The organism is Moryella indoligenes, assembly GCF_030812885.1.
Classification (GTDB): domain Bacteria; phylum Bacillota; class Clostridia; order Lachnospirales; family Lachnospiraceae; genus Moryella; species Moryella indoligenes.
In genome coordinates, this window is sequence record NZ_JAUSTO010000006.1 from 73555 (window position 1) to 94008 (window position 20454).

Annotated in this window: 17 protein-coding genes and 1 other RNA gene; 17 read left to right on the forward strand and 1 reads right to left on the reverse strand. The window is 51.1% G+C overall.

What is annotated here, in order from left to right; genetic code table 11:
• The first annotated feature begins 76 nt into the window (after positions 1 to 76).
• The 12 genes from J2S20_RS06050 to J2S20_RS06105 all read left to right on the forward strand — a co-directional run bounded on the left by J2S20_RS06050 (position 77) and on the right by J2S20_RS06105 (position 14664).
• Positions 77 to 2467 (forward strand): ATP-dependent helicase, encoded by a 2391-nt coding sequence (locus tag J2S20_RS06050; RefSeq protein WP_307254220.1) that lies wholly within the window; start codon positions 77 to 79, stop codon positions 2465 to 2467.
• Positions 2468 to 2601: 134 nt separating this feature from the next.
• Positions 2602 to 2880 carry a hypothetical protein gene (locus tag J2S20_RS06055; RefSeq protein ID WP_307254222.1) on the forward strand — a complete coding sequence of 93 codons (279 nt, stop codon included), beginning with the start codon at positions 2602 to 2604 and terminating at the stop codon, positions 2878 to 2880.
• Between the two features lie 75 nt (positions 2881 to 2955).
• A complete protein-coding gene (rlmD, locus tag J2S20_RS06060) occupies positions 2956 to 4386 on the forward strand; it encodes a 23S rRNA (uracil(1939)-C(5))-methyltransferase RlmD (RefSeq protein WP_307254224.1) in 1431 nt (476 codons plus the stop codon).
• 119 nt (positions 4387 to 4505) lie between these two features.
• Positions 4506 to 5237: a TraX family protein gene (locus J2S20_RS06065; RefSeq protein WP_106611981.1), complete on the forward strand. Its 732-nt coding sequence runs from the start codon at positions 4506 to 4508 to the stop codon at positions 5235 to 5237.
• Positions 5238 to 5894: 657 nt separating this feature from the next.
• A complete protein-coding gene (locus J2S20_RS06070; protein WP_106611763.1) occupies positions 5895 to 6203 on the forward strand; it encodes an ArsR/SmtB family transcription factor in 309 nt (102 codons plus the stop codon).
• Positions 6200 to 7198 carry a permease gene (locus tag J2S20_RS06075; RefSeq protein WP_106611764.1) on the forward strand — a complete coding sequence of 333 codons (999 nt, stop codon included), beginning with the start codon at positions 6200 to 6202 and terminating at the stop codon, positions 7196 to 7198. Before J2S20_RS06070 ends, J2S20_RS06075 begins: the two co-directional genes overlap by 4 nt.
• A gap of 12 nt (positions 7199 to 7210) precedes the next feature.
• Positions 7211 to 7582: a thioredoxin family protein gene (locus tag J2S20_RS06080; protein WP_106611765.1), complete on the forward strand. Its 372-nt coding sequence runs from the start codon at positions 7211 to 7213 to the stop codon at positions 7580 to 7582.
• 281 nt (positions 7583 to 7863) lie between these two features.
• A complete protein-coding gene (locus J2S20_RS06085) occupies positions 7864 to 9282 on the forward strand; it encodes an extracellular solute-binding protein (RefSeq protein ID WP_106611766.1) in 1419 nt (472 codons plus the stop codon).
• Positions 9283 to 9318: 36 nt separating this feature from the next.
• A complete protein-coding gene (locus J2S20_RS06090) occupies positions 9319 to 10908 on the forward strand; it encodes a helix-turn-helix domain-containing protein (protein ID WP_106611767.1) in 1590 nt (529 codons plus the stop codon).
• Between the two features lie 182 nt (positions 10909 to 11090).
• A complete protein-coding gene (locus J2S20_RS06095; protein ID WP_106611768.1) occupies positions 11091 to 11975 on the forward strand; it encodes a DUF4428 domain-containing protein in 885 nt (294 codons plus the stop codon).
• Positions 11968 to 13203: a TFIIB-type zinc ribbon-containing protein gene (locus J2S20_RS06100; RefSeq protein ID WP_106611769.1), complete on the forward strand. Its 1236-nt coding sequence runs from the start codon at positions 11968 to 11970 to the stop codon at positions 13201 to 13203. The genes J2S20_RS06095 and J2S20_RS06100 overlap by 8 nt, the downstream gene beginning before the upstream one ends.
• Positions 13204 to 13212: 9 nt before the next feature.
• On the forward strand, positions 13213 to 14664 hold the full coding sequence (locus J2S20_RS06105) for a TPM domain-containing protein (protein WP_106611770.1): 1452 nt from the start codon (positions 13213 to 13215) through the stop codon (positions 14662 to 14664).
• A gap of 6 nt (positions 14665 to 14670) precedes the next feature.
• On the opposite strand, the gene J2S20_RS06110 is transcribed toward J2S20_RS06105, so the two are convergent.
• On the reverse strand, positions 14671 to 15252 hold the full coding sequence (locus tag J2S20_RS06110; protein WP_307254235.1) for a xanthine phosphoribosyltransferase: 582 nt from the start codon (positions 15250 to 15252) through the stop codon (positions 14671 to 14673).
• A 266-nt stretch (positions 15253 to 15518) separates the two neighbouring features.
• Between J2S20_RS06110 and J2S20_RS06115 the strand changes: the two genes are divergently transcribed.
• From J2S20_RS06115 to J2S20_RS06135, 5 genes are all read left to right on the forward strand, one after another.
• On the forward strand, positions 15519 to 16007 hold the full coding sequence (locus tag J2S20_RS06115) for a DUF6465 family protein (protein WP_146137128.1): 489 nt from the start codon (positions 15519 to 15521) through the stop codon (positions 16005 to 16007).
• 183 nt (positions 16008 to 16190) lie between these two features.
• Positions 16191 to 17822, forward strand: a complete 1632-nt coding sequence (locus J2S20_RS06120) for a helicase HerA-like domain-containing protein (protein WP_106611772.1) — start codon at positions 16191 to 16193, stop codon at positions 17820 to 17822.
• Positions 17823 to 17966: 144 nt separating this feature from the next.
• The gene (locus tag J2S20_RS06125) at positions 17967 to 18755 is read left to right on the forward strand and encodes a GNAT family N-acetyltransferase (protein WP_211355549.1); all 789 of its coding nucleotides are present in this window, start codon (positions 17967 to 17969) and stop codon (positions 18753 to 18755) included.
• Positions 18756 to 18840: 85 nt separating this feature from the next.
• Positions 18841 to 19014: non-coding RNA, 6S RNA (gene ssrS / locus J2S20_RS06130), on the forward strand.
• A gap of 93 nt (positions 19015 to 19107) precedes the next feature.
• Positions 19108 to 20403, forward strand: coding sequence for an AI-2E family transporter (locus J2S20_RS06135; RefSeq protein WP_106611774.1), 1296 nt, complete (start codon positions 19108 to 19110; stop codon positions 20401 to 20403).
• Positions 20404 to 20454 lie beyond the last annotated feature (51 nt).

Consider the following 20454-nt stretch of genomic DNA (forward strand, 5'->3'; position numbering starts at 1 on the left):
TTTTAAATCACAACAGTTATTCTGATGTCCGCAGTGCAGTGAGGCTGCGGACCTTACTTTTGTATCGGGAGGCAGCATGGCGCTTTATGACAATATGAATGACAGACAGAGGGAGGCGATGCTCTGTACGGAGGGGCCTCTGCTCATTCTCGCCGGAGCGGGTTCGGGGAAAACCAGAGTGCTGACACACAGAATTGCTTATCTGATTGCCGGGAAGCAGGTGGAGCCATGGCATATTATGGCGATCACGTTCACGAACAAGGCCGCCGGAGAGATGCGCGCGCGCATCGATGCTCTGGTAGAGCAGGGCGCGGAGCAGGTCTGGGTCGCAACCTTTCACGCGAGCTGTGTGCGTATTCTGCGCAGATATATTGATCGCATCGGATTTGAAAACAGCTTTACAATCTACGATGCGGACGATCAGAAGACCCTGATGAAGCAGGTGTTCCGGGAGCTGAATATAGATACCCGGAGCTTTAAGGAGCGAACGGTGCTCTCTGCGATCTCCGCCGCTAAGAATGAGCTCAGGACACCGGAGGAGCTTTTAAAGGAGGCCGGTGGCTATGTGGAGCAGAAGATCGCGGAGTGCTATCTCCGCTATCAGGATGATCTTCGCAGAAACAACGCATTGGATTTTGATGATCTCATCATGAAGACGGTGCAGCTCTTTCAGTACAGCCCCGAGGTGCTCGTGCAGTATCAGGAGCGCTTTCGCTATATTATGGTCGATGAGTATCAGGACACGAATACGGCGCAGTTCAGGCTCATCTCGCTGCTTGCAGGAAAGTATAAAAATCTCTGTGTGGTGGGGGATGATGACCAGTCTATCTATAAATTTCGCGGGGCCAATATCTATAATATCCTGAACTTTGAGACGGAGTTTCCGGGGGCGAAGATGGTGAAGCTTGAGCAGAACTACCGCTCGAAGGGAAATATTCTCTGCGCAGCCAATGAGGTGATACGGAATAATCTGGGCAGAAAGCAGAAGCGTCTCTGGACAGAGCAGGGGGACGGAGAGCCGGTCTATGTGCGTCGCTTTGAGTCCGCGCAGGACGAGGCGGAGGCCGTCGTCTCGGAGATACAGAAGCGGGGGATGGACCGGCACTACAATCGCTTTGCGGTGCTCTACCGCACCAATGCCCAGTCCCGCCTGCTTGAGGAGCGTATGGTCGCTGCAGGGCTGCCCTATCAGCTGGTCGGCGGTGTGAATTTCTACCAGAGGCGTGAGATCAAGGATGTTCTGGCTTATCTGAAGACGGTCGCCAACGGAAGGGACGATCTCGCCGCGCGCCGCATTTTAAATGTCCCGAAGCGCGGGATTGGTGCGGTGACGGAGGAAAGAATTGCAGTCTTTGCCACAGCGAATGAGCTCTCTTTTTTTGAGGCGCTTCGGGCGGCGGGCCCGGCCGGGATCGCCGGGCGCGCGGGAGAGAAGCTTCGGGGCTTTGTACAGCTCATTGAGGGACTTCGGGAAAGGAGTGAGAGCCTTTCTCTGGGAGCACTTATTGAAGCAGTGCTGGAGGATTCCGGATATCTGGACTTTCTGAAATCAGAGGGGGAGATTGAGGCGGAGTCCCGCAGGGAGAATATCGACGAGCTGATCTCGAAGGCGGTCTCCTTTGAACAGGAGCAGGAGGACAGTGCTGAGATTGAGGCAGAACAGCAGGAGTCGGATCCGCGCAGGCGGGCTTCCCTTCTGAGTCGTTTCCTCGAGGAGGTTGCTCTGGTTGCGGATATCGACCGCATGGATGAGAACAGCGAGAAGGTGACACTCATGACGCTGCATGCCGCCAAGGGACTGGAATTTGATGAGGTGTACATGACGGGAATGGAGGATGGTCTTTTTCCCGGAAATCGCAGCATCGACGATCCGAAGGAGCTTGAGGAGGAGCGGCGCCTCTGCTATGTCGGCATCACCCGCGCGCGTGAGCGCCTCACACTCTGCTCTGCAAGAAGCCGCATGATCAATGGAGAGACACACCTGTCCAGAGAGTCCATGTTTGTGCGGGAGATTCCGGATGAGTACACAGAGAGGAGTGACAGCAGCCGTCCTCCCAGACCCTCCAGCTATCACTTCGGCGGTCGCGAGAGCGGCTGGGACGGCAGAGGCCTGCCCTGGGACAGCGGATACCGCGACAGCTACGGCAGTGGCTTTGCGGGAGGCGGTACAGGAGCGGGAGAGGGCACTTGCACTGTTTCAGCTGTGACGGGTTCAGAGGACCGTAATGCAGCGTGGGCGGATTCTTCCGGCAGAAGAAAGCCCCTCGCGTTTGGAAAGAGCTTTCAGGTTGTGAAGGCAGATCACCTGGATTATGAAGTTGGAGACCGGGTGCAGCACCAGCGCTTTGGTGAGGGGGTGGTGAAAAATATCCAGGACGGAAGCAGGGATTATGAGGTGACAGTGGATTTTGACCGGCACGGGACAAAAAAGATGTTTGCGGGCTTTGCCAACTTGAAAAAGCTCTGAGCTTATGCGATAATGTGATTACAGTGTCAGAAGCTTTCTCCTACAGAGAGCTTATCGTTATGTATCATCAGGCGCTGTCACAGCGCTGTGATCCTGAGGCTGTTAAAATATAAAAATCTGGCAGGAGGAGTAGTATGGAGAATCTTGGAGCACTGGTGAAGCTTGAAGAATTGGTGGATACGCTGAAGAGAAGAGATGACAAGGGCGGCAGACGCGATACGATCATCATGATTCTTGCGATCCTTGGGGTGATTGCGGCTGTGGCGGGAATTGCCTACGCTGTGTATCGCTTTATGACACCGGATTATCTGGACGATTTCGATGATGATTTCGACGATGATTTTGACGACGATGAGGAGCCTCTCAGAAAGGCTGAGGAGCCCCTCGCCGAGAAAGAGGAAGAAAAGGAATAAGCTTATCGTACAGCGGGCTTGTAAATATCGAAATAAGGGAAGCAGAGGCGCGTCGTTTTACGACGCGCCTTGCCTGTGAATGAGGAGTATGTGCGCATGAAAAAAGGGGAGATCGGACAGGGTGTGATCGGAGACACATCATTTCCGGATCGCGGTTATATAGAGCGGGAGGATGGAAAGGTGCTCATCAAGCATGCCATCCCGGGCAGAGAGGTGGAGTATCGCATATTGAAGCGGCGAGGGGAGCGCGGCGAGGGGAGGGTGCTGCGGCTGATCAAGCCCTCCCCGCTGGAGACGGCGGCTCATCCCTGCCTGCACAGCGGTATCTGTGGGGGCTGTCTCTATCAGACCCTGCCCTATCCAGAGCAGCTGAAGCTGAAGGAGCGGCAGCTTGTGGAGCTGCTCCATACTGCCGCCGGACAGACATTTCAGTGGGACGGAATGCTCGGAAGTCCGGAGCCGGAGCACTATCGGCTGAAGATGGAGTATTCATTCGGTGATGCCTACCGGGATGGTCCCCTTGCGCTCGGAATGCACAGGCGGGAGAGCCACTACGACATTGTGACGACGGACCGCTGTCAGCTGGTTCATGAGGACTTCAATCTGATACTGCGGGAGACCCTGCGCATCTTCACAGAGGCGCAGATTCCCTTTTTTCATAAGCTTCGCCACAGCGGTTATCTGCGGCATCTTCTGGTGAGGCGTGGGACGCACAGCGGGGAGATGCTGGTGGATCTTGTGACGGTGTCAGAGGGCGCGTACACTGCGCCGGAGGGGCAGGAGGGCAGAGCGATCAACTTTTCTCTGCTGCTTACCCAGTGGAAAGATGCAATATTAAAGCTTCCGCTGCAGTCAGAGCTGAAGGGAATCCTTCATACTGTGAACGATTCTCCGGCGGATGCCGTGATTAACCAGGGGACAGAGGTTCTGTATGGTCAGGAGTATTTTGAGGAGACACTCTCCGGACTGCGCTTCAAGATCACACCCTTTTCCTTCTTCCAGAACAACGCGGACGGCGCAGAGCTCTTGTACCGGAAGGTCGCGGATTATGTCGGAGACACCGGCGGGAAGACGGTCTTCGATCTCTACAGCGGCACAGGAACCATAGCCCAGCTTGTCGCGAAAACCGCATCGCACACGGTGGGAGTTGAGCTGATTGAGGAGGCTGTGATTGCGGCGCGGGAGAATGCAGAGCGAAATGGTATCACAAATTGCAGCTTCATTGCAGGTGATGTTCTGAAGGTGCTGGATGAGCTGAGAGAGAAGCCGGATGTAATCATTCTCGATCCGCCGCGAGAAGGAGTGAATCCGAAGGCGCTCTCAAAGCTGGTGCGCTACCGGGTTCCGCGCATGATCTATGTCTCCTGCAAGCCCTCGAGTCTGCTCCGGGATCTTGAAATCTTGCGGGAGGGCGGGTATCAGCCGACACGTGCGGTCGGCGTTGATATGTTCCCCCAGACCCCGAATGTTGAGGCAGTCTGTTTGATGTCAAAAGTGCAGGACTAAAATCACCCAAACCGTTAAAAAAACAAGCTATCTGGTATAATATTTATTGGATTATTGCTTACACATTTTCGTAAGTGAGGAGAACCCAAATGAGCGAAAACGTAAAAGAAGAAAAATTGATGGATTTAAATAGACGTTTTAATAGAGAAAAAATAAAGAAGTTTCAGATTTTAAATGGTGCGCAACTCAAGTATATTGCATTTCTTTCAATGCTAATAGACCATGTAAATAACGGGGTAGTTGCACCGCTTTTAGATGGCAAAGGAGCGCTTCTATATATTTCAAATATATTTTCAATTCTAGGAAGGATTGCCTTTCCAATATTTATATTTTTCGTTGTGGAAGGATTTTTCAAAACCAAGAATACGAAAAAATATCTTATAAATTTAATTTTATTTGGAATTATTGCAGAAGTTCCATTCGATATATTCACTTCAAAAGTGTTTTACAATCCAAATTGGAACAATATAATGTTCACATTAGCCCTTTGCCTAGTAACGGTTTGGATAATCGATGAGCTTAAAGGCAAGGTAAAAAATAATTTTTTTTGGTACGGAATTTCTGTTGTAATCGTGATGGCATTCGGACTTTTGGCGATGCTACTTAGCCTTGACTACGACTACCACGCAATCATCCTTGCCTATGTTTTCTATATTTTCTACGATAGACCTGTGATGAGTGCTGCAATTGGATATATTTCTATAATCAAGGAGCTATATTCATTCTTAGGATTTGCTATGACCATAACATACAATGGCAAGAGGGGTAAACAGTACAAATGGTTCAATTATCTCTTCTATCCAGTTCATCTTTTAATAATTGGGATTATTCGTTTTTACTTTAATCTCTAATTATGCCGCAGTTAAGACTTGCTGTTTATAAGAAATTATTGCTTCATAAGTATACCGAAGACAGAGCCACCAAGGAAACCAACAACATCTTCGATATTGCACAAAAGAGAAGTGTGTGGAAGTTTTGTGGCATTGACAATTTGTCAGACTTTTCGTTTGATGATCATGTGTTTTTGAAAGACTACAAATGTCCACAATATGAAGCAGAGATTTAAGAGGAGTATGAACTCGAACAAGAGGAAGAATTTCAATCTAGAATTGAAAAGACTATTAAATGAATAATCTAATAAAATAGCATACTTTCGCAAGAGAACTGAGTAGATGATTAAGAACAAGAAAAGACGCTATAACCATTGAAAAATAGTGCTATAACCGATTATGCATGAAATAGCCTAATAATTTCATGTGGAGGCAGTAGTGCTTCTCTCCAGAGGCGATATCGACTTCACAGGAGTTTGAGCTGCTGATCCAGAACGTAAAACACAGGAAAGACACCCCGGAGAAACGCGATCTACCCTCTTTGCCGAGTGAGCGGTGAGGAGGGTGTTTTTTGTTGTGGCGCGTAATTTTTTTTAGCAGCATATGTTGACGACTATTAACATGATAATTATACTATACGTTGATTGCTATCAACTTATTGATCGAGAGGTGTAATACATGAATGAATTAGAGGTCGCTTTGATTTGCAAAGCATTGGGTGATGAAAACAGATTAAAAATTGTAAGTCTGCTAACATTAGGAGAACAGTGTGCATGTCAGTTGCTTGGGAAATTTGATATCAATCATTCAACATTATCTCATCACATGAAAGTTCTTTCCAAATGCAAACTCATTCATACTCGCAGAGAAGGCAAATGGTCTTATTACTCTCTGAATTGTGAAACATTAACAGCCTACAGAGCGTATATCGGCAGACTTGTGTGCAGCTGTGATACCAAAAAAGAAGGAGGATGTATTTGTAAATGATTTGGGATTTTTTTCAAAATCAAATTCTGGGAATGAAGTGGCTGTATGAGCTGACAGGGGAGTTGCTTTTGAAGTTCGGAGTAAATATCAGTAGCCGAATGGGTGGAAGTATTCACTTTTTTTTATATGATGTAAGCAAGATTACAGTCTTGCTTTGTCTGTTGATTTTTGTTGTTTCCTATGTGCAGAGCTATTTTCCGCCGGAACGAAGCAGGAAGATTATGGCCAGATTTCATGGAATTGGTGCAAATTGTATTGCCGCATTGCTTGGAACTGTGACACCATTTTGTTCCTGTTCTTCGATTCCTCTATTTATCGGCTTTACCAGTGCGGGACTCCCTCTTGGAGTGACATTTTCGTTTTTGATTTCGTCGCCCATGGTAGATCTGGGTAGTCTGGTACTTCTGATGAGTATTTTCGGTGCAAAGGTGGCCTTCGTTTATGTAATGGCGGGACTTGTAATTGCGGTGATTGGTGGAACGCTCATTGAAAAGCTTCACATGGAGAGCCATGTGGAGGAATTTATTCGCAATGCAGGCGCAGTGGATATTGATTCGCCTGCTCTCATATGGAAGGACAGAATGCAGTATGCCAAGGAACAGGTAGCAGGAACTTTCAGGAAGGTATTCCCGTACATTCTGACTGGTGTAGGGATTGGAGCCATAATTCATAACTGGATTCCAGAGAGTATGGTTATGTCCCTTCTTGGAAATAACAATCCGTTTGGCGTAGTGATTGCTACGACGGTAGCTGTTCCCATGTATGCGGATATCTTTGGAACAATTCCGATTGCCGAGGCATTACTTAACAAAGGCGCGAATCTCGGAACGGTACTTTCTTTTATGATGGCGGTTACAACACTTTCCTTACCATCACTGATTATGCTGAAAAAAGCTATAAAGCCGGCATTGCTGGCTGTGTTCACTGGTATTTGTACTGTTGGAATCATCCTGCTTGGATATCTGTTTAATATTTTTCAATATATGTTGATTTAGGAGGCTGTGAAGATGGGATTATTCGGATTAGAGAAAAAGAAAAAAAAAATAAAGTCTTGCTGTTCTGGAGCCAACTGTACCCCGGAAGAAATGGTAAAGGCTGAAGAAGGCAAAAGGAATGGCGGGATTAAAGTTTTAGGTGGCGGCTGTGCAAAATGTCACGAATTGGAGGCTAATGCAGTGGCTGCACTGAAAGAACTAGGAATGGATGATACGGTAGAGCTCATTACTGATTTTGCGGTCATTGCAAGCTACGGCGTTATGAGTACACCGGCGCTTGTTCTGGATGGGAGAGTTGTAAGTTATGGGAAGATCCTTAAAACAGAGGAAATCAAAGCAAAGGTGATGGGAAGTTCTATGTATCACACTTTTAAAACAGAATGACAGGGACACTTTTTATTCCGTTTCCTTTCGCTCTGACATATGCAAGGGAGAAGAAAAACAGTATAATAATAACTAAATACGTGTACAAAATAGCAGCTCATGCAGGAAATTGGCTCATGCGAAAGTCGTGCTGCTCACACTGCGCGCAGGCGGGAACTGCTTTCTGGGAGAGCTGATCAGTTGAGCAGCGGACTAAGTTTTGGTTTCTTTTTAGACGCAGATAACGTATAATGAGCTTTATTAACCTAAAACCGTTGCGCTCACAGCGCAGGAAGGAAAGAATGAATAAGTATGGTTATAGCCGCGTTTTAGGTCTGCTGCTCTTATCTGCTGCATTATTTCTGTCGGCCTGTGGAGCGCGGAAGAAGGAGCCCATCACCCTGTCTGTGTGGCATGTATACGGCGGGCAGACAGATTCTCCTCTGAACCAGCTCATTGATGAATTCAATGAGACCGTTGGGGCAGAGAAGGGAATTATCCTGCAGGTGATGCAGGTGTCCAACACCAATACCATACATGAGTCCGTGCTTGCAGCGGCCAATCATGAGCCGGGAGCAGCGAAGCTTCCGGATCTCTTTATATCCTACCCGAAGACTGTACTTGCTATGCCGGACAGCGCAGTGCTTGTGGATTACCGCGATTATTTTTCAGAGAAGGAGCTCTCTGCTTTTCTGCCTGAATTTCTGGAGGAAGGAATGATAGACGGAAGGCTGCTTGTGCTGCCTGCTGCGAAATCAACAGAGATACTTTTTCTTGACAAGACACTCTTTGATCGCTTTTCCGCAGATACGGGGGCAGACCTTGAACAGCTGAGAACCTGGGAGGGACTCTTTGCCATGTCAGAGGATTACTATCGCTGGCTTGATGCGAAGACCCCGGATATTCCTCATGACGGCAGATGCTTTTTTGTGCACGATTATCACTTCAATTACCTTCAGCTTGGGACGGAGTCGCTCGGAGAGGATTTCTTTTCCGGCAATCAGCTCGCTTTTGGGGAGGCTTTTCACAGAGTTTGGATGCCCTACGCCAGAGCGGCGATTCAGGGGGGAGTCTGGCTGGGGGATGGCTATGCCACCGATCCCCTCCGCACGGGAGAGGCAGTTGCGAGTGTGGCTTCTTCAGCGAGTGTGCTCTACTATGAGGATATTGTGACCTATCCGGACAATGTATCTGAACCCGTTCAGGTCGTCTCCTATGCACTGCCTATTATGAAGGGCGGAGAGAAGCTCGCAATACAACGCGGAGCGGGATTCTGTCTCACAAAATCGAATCCGGAGCGGGAGGCCGCTGCGGTGGAATTTCTGAAGTGGCTCACAGAACCAAAGTGCAATCTGCGGTTTGTGACGAGCACAGGCTATATGCCGGTCACGGAGCAGGCCTTTGCCATGCTGCCGGAGGTCGCAGAGACATTGGAGAGCGGCAAGTACCGCAGTCTCTATCACGCAATGAATGAGACGCGACGCGACTATCAATTTTATACCCCTCCACAGCTTTCGACTTATCTCGATCTGGAGATGTCTGTGGAGAAAAACGCAAGGAAGATACTGCAAAATGCACGGGAGAAGTATCTCGCGGCGCTCTCTCCGGAGGATGAGGGCTTCAGCGAGGAGGCGATTACAGCTCAGAATGCACTGGCGGAGCAGCTTGCCGAGGAGGCTCTCACCGCGCTGAAGCTTGCGGTGCAGCGCGCCGGGAAATAGGCGTAGAGGCTCGCAGGAACAGGGGAGGTGTCGCAAGTGAGTTTGAAATGGCTTGATTTTAAAAAGCGTAGGGAGCTTCTGCAGAAAGCGGGCAGTAAGCGGAGTACGCTGCGCCGCAGACTTCTCGTGCACTTGCTTTTTATGACCCTTGCAGCTTTCGGTGTATTGGTGCTGTTCCTGTATCGCTCCGGTATGCTTTTTAATCGTGAGACGAGTGTGCGCCAGTCTATGGAACAGCAGCTGATGGCTACCTCAGATTCTGTACAGGAGCTGGTGGATACCATGACGGCATATGGAAATAATCTGGCAAAAACACTGAGCCATGGAATTGAGTACCGACTGGAGGAGAGTGGTCAGCCTTTTCAGGCATTCAATGACAATCCGGAGCTGCTTCTGGAAGAACAGCGGGAACTGTATGCAGAGCTCAATACAACATTGAAGGTTGTGCGAAGCAGCGGAGATTTTGCGATTCTGGATGCAACAACCAATACGGAACTCCCGGAGGCTTCACACTCCCGCAGTGCTGTATATCTGCGGCTTTCCAATGTGTGCAGCAGTGTGCAGCTGGATCCGGATGTGTTTTATTTCCGCGGCATACCGGATCTGGCGCGTGAGAAGGGGCTGGAGCTTCACAATCGCTGGAACCTGGAGGTAGATACAGACTATCTTCCGGAATTTGAGGATATGCGTCACAACGTGCAGAGTAAAGGCTTCTGGACCGGAAGAAAAAAGATCAGCAGGGTCTGGGAGGAAGCTCTCTTTTACTGTGCACCGCTTCGAGGCTCCGACGGAGAGTTCTATGGAATGTGCGGTATGGAGCTGAGCGAGCTCTATATGCGCCTCGCTTATCCGGCAGTGGAGACAGGATTTGGATCGCTCATTACAGTGCTCGCACCTATGAAGGACGGTGTGCTGAATCTCTCGGATGGTCTCATCGGAGGGCAGAGCGGTGTGTGGTTCAGCAACAGGCCAAGGCTGGTAGTTCAAAAGAAAAAGGGCCTGTGTTGTTACTATGATGGCAATACGACTTATGTCGGCTGTCACCGGATTCTGACCCTGCCGGCCAAAGAGGGGGAGCAGTGGGTGATTGCGCTGCTTCTGCCAAAGGAGCATTACAGCGGCTATCTCGCGTCGGGACGGAACGCCGTGCTTTTTGCAATTCTGGGCTTTATCCTGTGTATGGTGCTTCTGTCCGTTTTTGTCTCTAAAAAATTTGTTCAGCCCATCGTAGACGGTATTGAGGCAATACGGAGAAACGATGAAAGCGGCAATGCCTATACCGGGATTTCCGAGCTGGATCAGCTGATTGAATTTCTGAACACGCAGCCGCAGGCAGAGCCGATTTCTTCCAAAGAGCTGCCTCCCAATATTGAGGAGCTGTTCCTCTGCTTCTCTGAGGGCGTGCACCAGCTGACCACAGCAGAGTACAATATCTTTCACTACTATATGGATGGCTACATGGTCTCAGAGATACCTGAGCTTGCTTTTATCAGTCTGAGCACGGTCAAGAAGCATAACCGCAGTATTTATACCAAACTGAATATTTCCTCGAACTATGAGCTCATGCTTCTGGTGGATCTCTTCCGCCGCTGCGGCAGATTGTCTGAGCTTGAGAGAGAGTGGTGAGAGCAGAGCCCATGAAGGGCTCTGTTTTTGGCTTGCAGGGGAAAACCTTCGATTATTGTGCTTCCGGTCCTTAAAAGTATACTCAGTACCATAGTTTTGACAGTTCATTTTGTATAAAATAGAGATAAAAAGAAGCTATTCTTTGTTTTATCATTGGTCATTTAAAGAACAGGAGGTATGCAATGGGATTTTTTGGAAAGCTTTTTGAGAAGAAGGAGTGTGCGATCTGCGGAGGAGAGATAGGACTTCTGGGGAACAGGAAGCTGGAGGACGGAAACTGCTGCAAAAATTGTGCCTCAAAGCTCTCCCCCTGGTTCTCGGACAGAAGAAAATCAACAGTGGAGGATATCAAGGCACAGCTCGTCTACCGCGAGGAAAATCAGCAGAAGGTTGCCTCCTTCCACACGACGCGCACCATCGGACGCAACACGAAGGTGCTGCTGGACGAGGACGCGCGCCGCTTCATGGTCACTGCAGCCAGAAATCTCGCTGAGGCCAATCCGGATGTGCTGGACTTTTCACAGGTTACGGGCTGCGATCTGGATGTGCAGGAGCATGAGATAGAAGAGAAGCGCGAGGTGAAGGACAAGGATGGTCACACCCAGCACGTCAGCTACAATCCCCCGCGTTACAGATACAGCTATGATTTCCAGATGAATATACGCGTGAACCACCCCTACTTCAATGATATGAGCTTCAAGCTGAACAACATGAGCGTTGAGATACGCGACATGAACACGATGAACCGTATGGGCAGTTATAACGGCATGGGGATGCGCAGCAGCAATATACAGGGAAATATCCTCAACAGCGTAATTCGGGGCATTGCGGGAGCCGCACTGCAGAATTCCGGTGATCCGCGAATGATGAATCACGACTTTGCGGAGTACTATAACATGGGAATGGAGATCAGAGAGGCGCTGACAGCGATCCGTCAGGAGACGCGGGACAGCATTGCTGCAGAAAATGCTCCGAAGACTGCTGTGACCTGCCCATACTGTGGGGCGACCACAACACCGAATGCTGCGGGCTGCTGTGAGTTCTGTGGAGGAGCAATCAATGCCTGATCAGGTAGTCAATTATCAATGCCCTGCGTGTACAGGTCCCCTGCATTTTGCGAGCGGCTCCGGTCAGCTGGAATGTGAGTACTGTGGCAGCAGCTTCAGCGTGGAGGAGGTAGAGTCCTTCTACGCGGAGAAGGCGAGAAGGGCGGCAGAGGCAGTCCAAAAAGCCGGGAAAAGTGAAGGCGCTACAGATACAGTAGAAGAGACGCAGACTCCTGCCGGGACAGAGAGCGGTGCAGGCGGGCCTCTCGCTGAGAAGGAGGAGCCGGAAAGCAGCAGCTGGGACAGCTCAGAGGTCGGCGCGGAGTGGGGCGTCGATGCGGAGAGCATGCGAAGCTACAGCTGCCCGAGCTGCGGCGCAGAGCTTATGTGTGAGGCGACCACCGCGGCGACACAGTGCCCCTACTGCGGAAATCCTACCATCGTTCCGGGCCAGCTAAGCGGTGGGATGAAGCCGAATTATGTCATTCCCTTCAAGCTGGACAAAAACAGTGCGATCGACGCACTGAAAAAGCATTTCGGAAGGCATCTTTTCCTGCCGGGGAGCTTTAAGAGCCAGAGTCAGCTGAAGAAGATTCAGGGGATCTATGTTCCATTCTGGCTCTTTGACGGGAGTGCGGAGGCGGAGTGCAGCTTTCATGCGAGCAATGTGAGTACATACAGAGAAGGGGATTACAGAGTCACCCGCACAGCGCACTACGATGTGGAGCGCGGCGGAACCGTCAGCTTTGCAATGGTTCCGACCGATGCCAGCAAGAAAATGCCGGATGACCTCATGGATTCGCTGGAGCCATTTGACTATAAGGGACTGAAAGCTTTCTCCATGGCCTATCTCCCCGGTTATCTTGCAGATAAGTATGATGTGAGTTTGAAGGAGAGCTCAGAGCGCGCGGACAGCCGCTGCAGGAGCAGCGCCAAGGAGCTGATGCGCCGCGACGTGACGGGCTACGGCAGCGTGAGTCTTCGAAGCGCCAGGGTCTCTATAAACCGCGGCAAGGTGCACTATGCCCTGCTTCCGGTGTGGATGCTGAAGGTGAAGTGGGCGAACCAGGAATATACCTTTGCGATGAATGGACAGACAGGTAAGATGGTGGGAAATCTTCCGGTCTCAGAGGCGCGCTTCCGCGGCTTTGTGGCGGCTTTGGGACTGGTCTTAGCCGTTCTGTTTTATCTGCTGCGGCTTGGGCCGGGCATAGCCTGGCTCATCGTGAGCATGCTGCAGGAAATATAGGAGGATGGAATGAAAAAAATACTTTCAAGTTTTTCCATGCTCTTCCTCTTCCTGCTTATGCTGTCCTTTCCTGCGTTTGCGGCGGAAGGAGACGGCGCCCTGCTCTACCGCGCTGTGCACTGCGAGAAGGACGGCACGGAGTACAGCTGTGAGGGAGAGTACCTGAGACTGGATATTTCCGGAGAGGGAGAGATATGCTTCAATGGAGAGATCAGTCCGATCCAGTGGCGAGCAGAGGGAGACGCACTTTACGTTGTTGATGCAGAAGGCTATGAGCTTGTGGCAGCCTACCTTTCAGATGGATCCGTGAGTGGCATCTACGGGGGATACAGCTACGTCTATGTGCCGGAGAGCCCGGATGTGTCCTCAGAGACAGTGCCGCCTGCGGACAGCACGGAGGAGAGCGGAGAAGAGGATGCTCTGTGTCTTGCAGTGCTGCGTGCAGAGAGCTGCATGGAGAACGGCACGGAGTACAGCTGCACGGGAGAGTATGTCGTTCTGAATGCAGGCGGGAGTGGCATGGTGGTCTATGATCACTGCGCCTATCCCATCAGCTGGGACTATGACTCTGAGACAGATGCGCTTTCCTTTGAGGACAATGCAGGAAACAGCTTTGAGGGAGAGATGACAGAGGAAGGGGTCTTTGGACGCTTTCACGGCTATGACTACAGCTTTGGGTATTACGACAGCGCACCCATTATGCGGCTCATGCCGGAGCGCTGGGGAGAGGGACTGCCTCTGCTGCTTGATGAGGCAGAGATTCTGACCGCGGAGCAGCGAAAGGAGCTCAGTGAGAAGCTTGAAAAAATAGCCGAGGACTATCACTGCAATGTCTATATCATCACAATGAAGGATATGTCAGATTACAGCGAGTCCAAATCCATAGAGACAGTCTCGGAGGAGCTTCGCGTCGGCTATGATCTGGGCTGCGGCGCTGACAGGGACTGCCTGTGCCTCGTACTGTCCATGGCACAGCGTGACTATGATCTCTGTGCCTTCGGCGAATTTGCGCACCGCTCCTTCAATGACTTTGGAAAGGAGCAGCTGGCAAAAAAGTTCAAGGAGCATTTCAAGGAGGACGACTGGTACGGAGGTCTGAAGGACTACGTGGAGGAGAGCGGGAAATACCTGAAGCTCTCAGCGGAGGGGAAGCCGGTCTCGATCGGAACCATGCCGCTCACAAAGCTGCTGGGCGCACTGATTTCTCTTCTCTTGGGCCTTCTGGTATCCATCCTTGCAGCTCTGTGGCTGCGCAAAAAAATGATCTCCGTCAGCAAAGAGAGCATGGCGGAGCAGTACCTGGATATGACAGGCAGTGAGATTACCCATCGCTCGGACCGCTACACACACACGACAGAGAACAGAGTTTACGATCCGCCTTCATCCTCCGGTAGCAGCGGCTCGAGCAGCGGCTCGAGCAGAAGCTCAAGCGGGCATTCGCATTCCAGCGGAAAGTTCTGAGCGTCCTCAGTTCTCACTGCGGAACACAATGCCCGTATCCGGATCCATGGATTCCACAATGGCGAGGGAGTGGAGGTCGATTCCCAGCTCGCGAATGCGCTTTCCGCCGTCCTGAAAGCCCTTTTCGATCACCACGCCCGCGCCCACGAGGGTGGCGCCGGCCTGACGAACGAGGTCGGAGAGCCCCAGAATTGCCTTGCCATTTGCAAGAAAGTCGTCGATGATAAGAATTTTATCCTCCGGAAGAAGAAATTTTCTGGAGACGACGATGTCGTTCGTGGTTTTATGGGTGAAGGACTCTACTCTGGCTGTGTAGACATCACCCGCGATATTTAAGGATTTTGATTTTTTGGCAAACACTACGGGACAGTGGAAGTAGCGGGCGGCGATGCAGGCGATCGCGATGCCCGAGGACTCAATGGTGAGTATCTTGGTGATCTCCCGGTCAGAGAACTGCCGCTTCAGCTCCTTTCCTATTTCCTCGAGAAGTGCAACATCAATCTGATGATTCAGAAAAGAATCTACCTTCAGAATATTTCCCTTTTCCACCTGTCCGCTTGTGCGGATCCGGTCCATCAAAAGCTTCATCTGCATAGCCTGCTCCATTCCTGCCGCTGTGGTCTGCGTGCTCAAATAAATTTTTCCTATTGTAGCATATGCGGGCGAAATTGTAAAAATTCAGAAAAGAAATACAGATCTGAAATGGAATGATATATTGTTGACAAAGTTTTGCGACGGTTATATAATTGCGCCAACTCCGACATTGATTGACATAAAAACGGAGAGATTTGGAAACTGTGGTAACAGCTGTGATATCGTTCCGGCAGAGCTGTCCGGAGGAGGGCCTGACATTGTTGATTGATAAGAGAATGCTTCTCCGGGAGGCAGAGGCCAGAGCGGCAGGACGCAGAAAGCAAGTATTGGAGGAAACGGAAATGGTTAAGAAGAGTGAAAAGAGCAGTGAGGCAGAGCTTAAGGCTGTGATGCCGAAGGGCAAGGCGACTCCGGCAAAGAAGGCGGGCACGGTGAAGAAGGCAAGTTCTGTCAGAGGGTCAGCGGGGGAGAGCGCAGAGAAGTCTGCCGGGAAGAAGACAACGACAAAGAAGACTGTGACAGCCGGAAAGCCGTCGGCGAAGAAGGCTGTGAAATACACGGTACTTATCGAGTATCAGGGAAGGCAGATCTCTGCAGAGGATGCGATGCAGGCAGCAGTGAAGGCCTATGAGGCGGAGCACAAAGACGTTGAGCTGAAGACCGTGGAACTCTACATCAAGCCGGAGGAGAACGCGGCGTACTATGTTGTAAATGGAGACGCTTCTCCGGAGTATCGCATCGCGCTCTGATATTTCAGCGCAGAGCTGTCGAAGGTACGGAATATTCAGAAGTATGGAATATTCATAAAGAATTCATGAGATAAAGCATCAGGCGGAGAGATTTGCTCTATGCCGGGTGCTTTTTTCTTGCTATAGTAGTTGATAGGAAACTATGGAGCGGCGACAGCCGGTCAGTCAGTAAAGGAGTGCTGTATGTATTACGATGATAAGATATGGCTTGCAAGCAGCGGGGAGGAGCCCTGTTACATACTTCCAAAGATGGTAAATCGTCACGGACTCATAGCCGGCGCAACGGGAACCGGAAAGACGGTCACGCTGAAGGTCCTGGCGGAGTCCCTCTCGGACGCGGGAGTCTCTGTTTTTCTATCAGATGTGAAGGGAGATCTTGCAGGGATGTGCAGGCCCGGCGCGGACAGCGCAGATATGCAGGCGCGTATCGCGCGCTTCGGTCTTCAAGACAAGGGCTTTTCCTATCGCGCCTATCCCACGGAGTTCTGGGACATACTCGGAAAAAAGGGGCTGGCGCTCCGCACGACTGTGTCCGAATTCGGTCCGCTGCTGTTCTCACGTCTTCTGGATCTGAACAAAATTCAGAGTGATCTTCTGGATGTGGTGTTTCGTATCGCGGATGAGGAGGGATTGCTGCTTCTTGACATGAAGGATCTTCACTCCATGCTGAACTATGTGGAGGATCATGCTGCCGATTACCGTCAGCGCTATGGAAACATAGGAAAGAACAGTATCGGCGCTATCATGCGGGCGCTGGTCGCGCTGGAGGGCAGAGGCGGAGAGCAGTTCTTCGGGGAACCCGCCCTGCAGATCGAGGACTGGTTCCGCACGGATGCAGAGGGCAGAGGCCTCATCAATATACTGGATTCCACCTCTCTCATCAATGATCCGACGATTTATGCGACCTTCATGCTATGGCTCATGACGGAGCTCTTTGAGAAGCTCCCCGAGGCGGGCGATCTGGAAAAGCCGAAGATCGTGTTCTTCTTTGATGAGGCGCATCTTCTCTTTGACAGCGCACCGAAGGCACTGCTGGAGAAGATTGAGCAGGTAGTGAAGCTCATACGTTCCAAGGGAGTGGGGATCTTCTTCATCACGCAGAATCCGGGCGACATTCCGGGAGGAGTGCTTGCGCAGCTCGGAAATAAGGTACAGCATGCGCTGCGCGCCTACACGCCGGCAGAACAGAAAGGGATACGCGCAGCGGCGGAGTCCTTCCGGAAGAATCCGGAATTTGATACGGCTGCGGCGCTTCAGGAGCTGAAGACCGCGGAGGCAGTCGTCTCCTTCCTGCAGGAGGACGGCGCTCCCTCCGTATGCCGTATTGCAAAGATACTGCCGCCTCAGTCACAGATAGGCGCACTGGATAAGGTCACGCAGCAGGCAACTGTGCTGACCAGCGACCTGTATGAGAAGTACGCAGAGAGTATAGACCGGGAGTCTGCCTATGAGCTGCTGCTTAGCAGATATGATCAGCAGGCCGCAGAGGAGGCAAAGCAGCGGGAGGAGGCGGAGGCTGCGAAGCAGGCCGCAAAGGATGCAGCAGCTGCGGAGAAGCTTGCTGCGCGGGAAGCAGCTGCCGCAGAGAAGCAGGCGGCAAGGGAGGCGGCTGCCGCGGAGAAGGCGGCAAGGCAGGCGGAGCTCAAGAAGAAGCGCACCATAGCTTCCATTGGCAACAGCGCTGTGGGTACCATAGGAAGAGAGGTCGGAAATCAGCTGGGCAAGAGTGTCGGCGGGAGCTTTGGCAAGAAGATCGGGGGAAATGTCGGCGCGAGTCTGGGGCGCGGTCTCCTGAAGACGCTGCTGAATCTGTGATTGCGCAGCGGGGGAGAGCTGTCGCGGGAGGACAGCATTTTCCATGTTTTTACATTTCGATTTCCGGGCTGCTGTGGTAAGATAGAGCTTATCGGATTTCGTTTCGGATTCTGATTCCGCATAGCTTCAGGCGATGACAGGAGGATGGAAGAAATGATAGAGCTTGGCATGGCAAATCGGGCGGCGGCAGCTTTGCTTGGAGCGGAGAGTACAGAGGTTCTGGTGCGCTCTGCGATGGAGGGTTCCATGGGACGGGTCTGGGTATATGTGACGGAGCATCCCTCCTTCTGTCTTGTGAGAGTGGGGCGCTTCTCCTACCTGCTGGGACTTCCGCCGCGGGGGGCAGCATCCATTGATCTCTACAACACACTCTGCACAGAGTGTGCGGACAGCAATATAACCGTGGAGCATGAGCGCTGGGGTCTGTGGCTGGAGAAACAGTTTCGCGGACGCTTCCGCACTCTGACCCGCTATGCACTGAATGTGCCGGAGCAGGGCTTTGATTCCGGAATCCTGCAGAAATATATCTCGGAGCTTCCGGAGGGCTTTGCACTGCGTCGCTTTGATGAGGCGCTTTACCGTCAGGCGCTCTCTGCAGAGTGGAGCGCGGATTTTGTGGCAAGCTTTGCAAATGAGCAGCAGTACCGGCAGTTTGGAATGGGCTTTGCAGTCATGCAGGGAGAGCGCATGGTCAGCGCCTGCTCAGCCTATGCTTTTTCCATGGGGATGATGGAGGTTGAAGTGGCGACGGAGCGCTCCTTCCGAAGACGGGGGCTTGCGTCGGCCGCTGCTGCGCGCTTTCTTCTTGATTGTATGGAGCACGGACTCAGACCGAACTGGGATGCAGCGAATCTCGCATCTGTAGGGCTTGCGGAGAAGCTGGGCTACAAGCTCCTCAGGGAGTATCAGATTTACCAGATTTCAGTGGACTGAGAAAGCACTTTACTTATAAGGGTGCTGCGGGTATAATTTAGTTAGGGTATTATGTGAACGGTTTTGTTTTTTAATTGCATATGGGCAGCACCTGGAATGTTCGACAATCTTACCAATTTTGAACCTGCAAATATATGACAGGGAGACCTTATTCCCGCTCGGATGTCAGGCCGCCGCGAGCGGAAGGCAGATGTTCGGGTGCGGTCACCCACCTGGCTATGCCAGGCGTCAATAAGTAAGACCGGCATTTTGGGGCTGCTTATTAAAATCAGGCAGCGTTTTTCGCTGCCTTTTTACATGAGTGAAATCCGTTCTGTCGGGTTCTGAAATATTTAGAGTAGAGAGGTCTCAGATGTTCAGTGAGAAGAATCGTCCGTATATCTCGTGGGGAGTGACAGCATTTTCTGTGATTGTGGCCGCCCTGCTGGTCTCCTTTCTGATCAATCGCTTTGGAGAGGTGAGCCGTTTTTTTGCTACTATCACGAAAATACTGATGCCGGTGATTTATGGCTTTGTCATGTCTTTTCTGATGGCGCCGACCTATAATGCAATCACCGGAACGCTCAGCGGCATGATTTCAGGAGAAACTGCGGCGGACAGAAAGCGCTGGAGCAGGCTCGGCGCGGAGGAGCAGGAGCGCAGAAGAAAATTTGGAGGTATGATCGCAAGATCTGTCGCGACGCTGCTCTGTGTGATCATTATCCTGGCGATACTCACGGCCTTAATCGCCATGCTCATTCCGCAGCTGATTCAGGGAGTGCGGGAGCTGATTCGGAACCTTCCTGAGAATGCGACCTCTGTGAGTGCGGTGATTCATTCCTCCTTCTTTGGGGGAGATGAGGAGATGGAGAGCATGGTGCTCAGCATCTACGATCAGATCTACAGCACGCTGGACAATTGGATCACCAGCGATTTCATGCCAAATCTGAATAAATATATCTCTCAGATGACAGATGGCGTGGTGAAGATACTGGCAGTCTTAAAGAACTTCTTTATCGGACTCATTGTCATGGCCTATGGTCTGAATATGAAGGATCTGCTCTCTGCGCAGACCAAGAAAATGATCTATGCTTTTTTTCCTATCAGAGTTGCGAATGATATCATCACGGAGGCCCGCTTTGTCAAGTCGGTGTTCTCAAATTTCATCGTCGGAAAGATCATAGATTCTGTCATTATCGGCATTATCTGCTACATCTGTATGAGCTTCATGAAGATGCCGTACACTCTGCTGATCAGCGTATTTGTAGGGGTGACGAATGTGATTCCCTTCTTTGGGCCCTTTATCGGTGCGATCCCGAGTGCGCTGATTCTGCTCATGACCTCGCCCTTTTATGTACTGCAGTTCTGTATTTTCATTCTGATCCTGCAGCAGTTTGACGGGAATATTCTGGGCCCCAGGATACTCGGTTCGACGACCGGCGTGTCCAGCTTCTGGGTGCTCTTTTCCATTCTCTTTTTCGGAGGAATCTGGGGAATCGTCGGTATGGTCGTGGGAATTCCGACCTTTGCAGTGATCACGCGGCTTACAGAACGGCTCATACGGCACCGCCTCGCGCGGAGAAAGCTGCCGGTTGAGACGGAGCACTATGCAGAGCTCGATTCCATAGAGAAGGAAAGCTTTGAGTTCCACTACAGAGAGAAGCTCTGAGTAAATGACGGAACAGCGGCAGAGAAATGCGCCTGTACCAGGGCGTGCGGC